Below are 5639 nucleotides of genomic sequence, written 5' to 3' on the forward strand. Positions count from 1 at the left end.
CCGAAACTGATAAAATGCTATTTGGTATATGTGGTGGTTTAGGAGAATATTTTGATATTAGCTCTACTCTTATTCGTATCATTTGGGTTATTGCTGTTTTATGTTTTGGGACAGGATTTTTAGTTTATTTCATTTGTTTATTACTTATGCCCCGTTCGTACTAACGGCATCATTTCACATACTTAAGAAGAGCAAATCACCTATAGAAGCCTATAGGTGATTTTTTCATGAAGAATATTTCATCGTTAAATGTAATACCGCCACTTCTTCTTCTTCATTTTTATAAATATGCTTCTTATTCGCTTCAAATTGAATGGAATCAAACTCATTTAATTCGTATACATCATTCTCCACTTGAATAGACACTTTCCCTTTCATTACCGTTACAAGCTCAATCGCACCTTCATGATGAGCTTCTGGCTCATATATACTATTTGATCGTAAACAAGCACGGTGCATTTCCATCCCTGTTTCTTTCGTATAACGGAACATCGTTTCTAAATGCCACGCTTGTCCTTCATCTACTGCAAATCCTTCTCCACAGCGCGCAACAGCTACAGGTTCTCCAACAACCATTAATCTGGATAAAGGAATTGATAACCCTTTCGTTATTTTCCAAATGACAGCTAGTGTCGGATTTGTTTCCCCTCTTTCGATCTTTCCTAATGTTAATTTACTAACTCCTGTTTTATGAGCTAATTCTTCTAAACTTAATTTCTGTTCATTTCGAATTTGTCTCAATAACTGCCCAACTTGTTGAATGACTTCTTTCGTTTGCATATCTTCATTTTCTTTCATATATAAAACCACCTTAAAGTATAAAATAGTTTACTTCTAATAATTAAAAGTATATCATAATATACATAATTATTTATTTTCGAAAGGAGTGTTATACTTCATGCGCGCAATTTTATTAGGTCTTTTATCATCGGCCTTTTTTTCTGCAACCTTTATTATTAATAGAGCAATGAATGTATCTGGAACGAGCTGGGCTTGGACAGCTTCCTTCCGTTTTTTATTTGCTCTTCCTATTTTATTCCTTATCGTTTTATTTCGCAAAAACTTTAGGGGATTATGGGAAGAGTTAAAAAAACATCCATTGGCATGGATTGGATGGGGTTCTGTTGCCGGTATTGGTTTTTATTCTTTATTAAGTTTCGCAGCTGTCTTTTCTCCAGCTTGGCTCGTTGCTGGAACTTGGCAAGTTACGATTTTAGCTGGTTTACTACTATCACCACTATTTTTCGTGAAAATAGAAACAAAATCAGGTACGAAACTTGTACGTGGAAAAATTCCACTTCGTAGCTTATATGTTGCATTATTTATTTTACTTGGTGTAATTTGTATGCAAGCAACTGCCGCAGGCCATATTACAATGACTCAGTTCATTTCAGGTTTTTTACCTGTCGTATTAGCCGCTTTCTTATATCCGTTCGGTAACCGAAAAATGATGGAGCTTGTTGGTGGACGCCTTGATACGTTCCAACGTGTATTAGGAATGGCAATTGGAAGTCTTCCTATAACAATCTTGCTTGGTATATACGGATTTTCTACTACTGGCATTCCAACATCCAACCAAATACTTCAAGGATTTTTGTTAGCATTATGTTCCGGCGTTATTGCAACGATGACATTTTTCTTTGCTACTGACTTAGCAAAAGATAACCTCGCTCTACTTGGAGCTGTTGAAGCAACACAAGCTGGAACGATGGTCTTTACCGTACTTGGAGAAATCATTTTCTTAAATGGTTTACTCCCTGGAGGACTTTCTCTCATCGGAATGATTATTATCATGTTAGGAATGGTTGCAAATAGTATTTTAAACCGTTCTGTTCCAGTCGTTAAACAGAAAAAATCAGCATAAAAAAAGGGTATGGTTCTATAGAGATGAACCATACTCTTTTTTATTGTCCCCCTATTTCGCCTTATCAGAATAGTATTTCATTGGCTGCTTATACTAAAACTTATGTTATAATACGTTTCATGCGCATTAATAGGAGGTAAATTATGTTAAAAAAAGCAATCGCTGAATTTATTGGTACATTTGTACTTGTATTATTCGGAACTGGAGTAGCTGTCACTGGCGGCGGAATTGAAGGAATTGGAACATTAGGAATCGCTATGGCTTTCGGTCTATCTATTGTAGCTATGGCATATAGCATCGGAACAATTTCTGGATGTCACATTAACCCAGCAGTATCAGTAGCTATGTTCATCAACAAACGAATGAACGCTATGGAACTTTGTTATTATGTATTAGCTCAAATTTTAGGTGGTTTATTAGGAACTGCAACGTTAGTAACAATTTTAAAATCTGCTAAAACACCTTTAGATAATTTAGGACAAAATGGTTTCGGAACTCTTGGTTTATCTGGAGCATTTTTAGTTGAGTTCATTTTAACTTTCGTATTTATTTTAGTTATCGTTGCTGTAACAGGTAAAAAAGGAAGTTCTTCTTTAGCTGGACTAGTAATTGGTTTCACATTAGTTTTAATTCACTTATTAGGAATTCCGTTAACTGGAACATCTGTTAACCCAGCTCGTAGTATCGCACCAGCTTTATTTGTTGGTGGAGAAGCACTTTCTCAACTATGGGTATTCATCGTAGCACCAATTCTTGGTGGTATCTTCGCAGCTATCGTAGGTAAATTCATTTTAAATACTGAAAAATAGAATTTTCAATATTTCTGAATAAAAAAAGGCGAGCCCTCATTATGAGGAAGCTCGCTTTTTTTATTCTTTCATTTTAGACTTTAAATTTGTAACTAATTGATCTACCGTTACATTTGCAAGTACGTTTTCCATCGCTTCTTGCGCTTGCATTAAAATAATTTCTAATACTGATTGAATATTAGCTCCTACTGGACATTCAATGTTGGGATTTTCATGGAAGGAAAATAGCTGTCCTTCTTCTACAACTTCCACTGCTTTATATACATCAAGTAATGTAATTTCTTCTAAATCTCGAGCAAGTGTCGTACCACCTTTACCAGCTTGTACATCAACAAGTCCTGCTCTCTTCAACATTCCTGTAATGCGACGAATCACAACTGGATTTGTATTCACACTACCGGCAATCCATTCAGAGGTACAGCGAGAGTTTCGATCTATCGCAAGTAATGTCAGCATATGAACACCTACTGTAAAACGACTACTAATCCCCATCTGCACACCCTCCTTTTTATTCATTCTATTAAAAGACGACTCTTATCATTATATACTATTTTTAATTTATACATAAAGAAAAAGCATGATTTCAATAGGAAATCATGCTTTTCTCTCATTATTGACGCTTTATAAATTTCGCTAAATCTTTAAATTTCACTTTATCTGAGTAATTCATTACGCCGTTTACGTAAATGCGGCTTGTAACAGCATTTAATACCGCAATTGTCGCCAATAAGACTGCTAATGTTATCGTAATTTCTAGCATACCTGCTTCACCAGCTACAATACGTGAGAAGGTAACCATCGGTGTAAAAAATGGAACGTAAGAACTTACAACGACGATAGTACTATTCGGATCACTTAATGATTTAATACTAATAAAGAATGCAGCCATAATTAAAATCATTACCGGGAAAGATACAGCTTGTAAATCCTCCGCCTTAGACACGACAGCTCCAGCAGCAGCATACATCATCGCATAAAGTAAATATCCCGTAATGAAATAAACAAGAAACATGCTGATAACCTTTGCATCTAATTTCGTAAAGTCAATTGGAATACCAAATAGTGAGGCACTTTCTAAATCGACCCAACCTAACAAATATGGAATAAGATAACCACACGCCAATATGACAAGTTGCAATAACGCCGTTGAAACAACCGCTAAAATTTTCGCATACATCATCGTAAGAGGCTTCACTTTCGGAAGCATTACTTCCATTACACGTGACGCCTTTTCAGATGCAATATTCATTGCGATTGTATTTCCGAACGCTACAATAAACATATATAAAGCAAATGTAAAGAAATAGGCAATTCCGAAAGAAGATGTACGATCTTTTATCGCTTCTTGCTTTACTTGAATTTCTGTTTGTAATTGCTGTGCAATTTCTGTTGAAACATTATTTTTGGCAATCGTCACCATCGTATATTGTTGCTTTAAATATCCTGCCATAATTGCAGAAGTTGCTTGGCTTGGAAATCCATTATACATATATGTAATCGATGGAGCCCCATCCTTTTCCGTCACATGGAATAGACCATCTAAATCGCCTTCTTCTACTTGCTTATGCAGTTTATCAAAATCATCCTTTGAACCAATTGTTATTTTTGCTGATGGCAATAGCTTATTTAGCTCATCTTTTTGTACTTTATATGTGGAACTCTCTACTACAACTGCAATTTTATCTTTATCCTTATTTTTATCATCGCCTGAAGTAAAATGATTAAATGCAAAAATCCCAAACACAACTAAAAATAAAATCGCACTCGTAATTAATGATTTTTTAGATAAAAATGCTTCCCTAAAATAAAATGAAAATACGTGAGAAAATTTACGCATCGTTATTTCGCCCTCTCTACAAAGATTTCGTTTAACGTCGGCTCTAACATTTTGAATTGTCGTAAGCTAACACCTTGCTCTTGCAACTGTTGCAAAATCTTGAGAGCTTCCGCATCGTCTTGTACTTTCACATAAAGAAGGCCTTGTTGTTTTTCATACGATACATGTATAGCTTCTAATCCCTTTTCATTCTCTACTGTATCTTCAATCGTTAAATTACGGAAACCGTATTCTTTCTTAATATCACTTAGCTGTCCTTTTACGACTGCTTCACCTTTTTTCAAAATACATACATGTTGGCAAAAAGCCTCTACTTGTTCCATACGATGACTTGATAAAATAATCGTCTTTCCGCTCTGTACTTGTTCTTCAATAATACTAGCTAACATCCCAGCATTAACTGGATCGAGGCCGCTGAATGGTTCATCTAAAATGAGAAGTTCCGGATTATGAAGAAGAGCAGCAATTAATTGGATTTTTTGCTGATTCCCTTTTGAAAGCTCTCCAGCCGTTTTAAATTTATATTCTGGTATCGCTAAACGCTCTAACCAGTGATCAATAGCGTGATCCACTTCTTTCTTCGACATTCCTTCTAATCTACCAAAATATCGCAGCTGATCTATTACTCTACTTTTTGTATATAAACCTCTTTCTTCTGGTAAATACCCAATTGTTACACCACTATTTCCAAATGCTTTTCCATCCCATGTAATCGAACCTTCATTAGGCGTTAATAATCCGAGAAGCATTTTGATTGTTGTTGTTTTCCCTGCACCATTTCGTCCAAGTAACCCTAGTACTTCACCTTTTGGTAACGAAATTTGCAAACCGTTAACTGCTTTTGATTCCCCAAATTGTTTCGTTAAGTTTTGAATTTGTAAACTCAAGTATAAAGCCTCCCCTTTAGTATCATTCGTACTCTCTTTCAAAGACTATGTTTATTCAAGACAAAATATAGCACCGCACTTCATCCTCTTATATGTAAACATCGTCATGAATCCATCATTTGTTCTATTTAGTTAAAATTGTAAATAACAAAGTTCTTTTTGTCAATTATAATTGTCATTACGACAATAAAAATTGTCAAAACAACTATTATTATTTTGCTCATCTTTCTAATATAGGACAT

Annotated in this window: 7 protein-coding genes; 3 read left to right on the plus strand and 4 right to left on the minus strand. The window is 35.1% G+C overall.

Annotated elements, in window-relative coordinates; all coding sequences use genetic code 11:
• The coding region (locus ACQGS6_RS22085; RefSeq protein ID WP_426965615.1) for a PspC domain-containing protein at positions 1 to 164 on the plus strand (164 nt) is incomplete at its 5' end.
• Between the two features lie 61 nt (positions 165 to 225).
• Here the strand turns inward: ACQGS6_RS22085 and ACQGS6_RS22090 are convergent.
• Complete coding sequence (locus ACQGS6_RS22090; protein WP_000661924.1) at positions 226 to 798, minus strand: helix-turn-helix domain-containing protein; 573 nt, start codon at positions 796 to 798, stop codon at positions 226 to 228.
• Between the two features lie 100 nt (positions 799 to 898).
• Here ACQGS6_RS22090 and ACQGS6_RS22095 point away from each other — a divergent pair, with 100 nt between their 5' ends.
• Both ACQGS6_RS22095 and ACQGS6_RS22100 read left to right on the plus strand, forming a co-directional pair.
• Positions 899 to 1864 carry a DMT family transporter gene (locus ACQGS6_RS22095; protein WP_001201626.1) on the plus strand — a complete coding sequence of 322 codons (966 nt, stop codon included), beginning with the start codon at positions 899 to 901 and terminating at the stop codon, positions 1862 to 1864.
• A gap of 143 nt (positions 1865 to 2007) precedes the next feature.
• A complete protein-coding gene (locus ACQGS6_RS22100) occupies positions 2008 to 2673 on the plus strand; it encodes an aquaporin (protein ID WP_000913213.1) in 666 nt (221 codons plus the stop codon).
• A 60-nt stretch (positions 2674 to 2733) separates the two neighbouring features.
• On the opposite strand, the gene ACQGS6_RS22105 is transcribed toward ACQGS6_RS22100, so the two are convergent.
• The 3 genes from ACQGS6_RS22105 to ACQGS6_RS22115 all read right to left on the minus strand — a co-directional run bounded on the left by ACQGS6_RS22105 (position 2734) and on the right by ACQGS6_RS22115 (position 5397).
• Positions 2734 to 3165 carry an Rrf2 family transcriptional regulator gene (locus tag ACQGS6_RS22105; protein ID WP_000512998.1) on the minus strand — a complete coding sequence of 144 codons (432 nt, stop codon included), beginning with the start codon at positions 3163 to 3165 and terminating at the stop codon, positions 2734 to 2736.
• 118 nt (positions 3166 to 3283) lie between these two features.
• A complete protein-coding gene (locus tag ACQGS6_RS22110) occupies positions 3284 to 4510 on the minus strand; it encodes an ABC transporter permease (RefSeq protein WP_426965614.1) in 1227 nt (408 codons plus the stop codon).
• A gap of 2 nt (positions 4511 to 4512) precedes the next feature.
• Entirely contained in the window at positions 4513 to 5397 is an 885-nt protein-coding gene (locus tag ACQGS6_RS22115; protein ID WP_000058117.1) for an ABC transporter ATP-binding protein, read from the minus strand.
• Between the last annotated feature and the right edge of the window lie 242 nt (positions 5398 to 5639).

The organism is Bacillus sp. GMs2/2 (assembly GCF_050172095.1).
In the GTDB taxonomy this organism is placed as follows: domain Bacteria; phylum Bacillota; class Bacilli; order Bacillales; family Bacillaceae_G; genus Bacillus_A; species Bacillus_A cereus.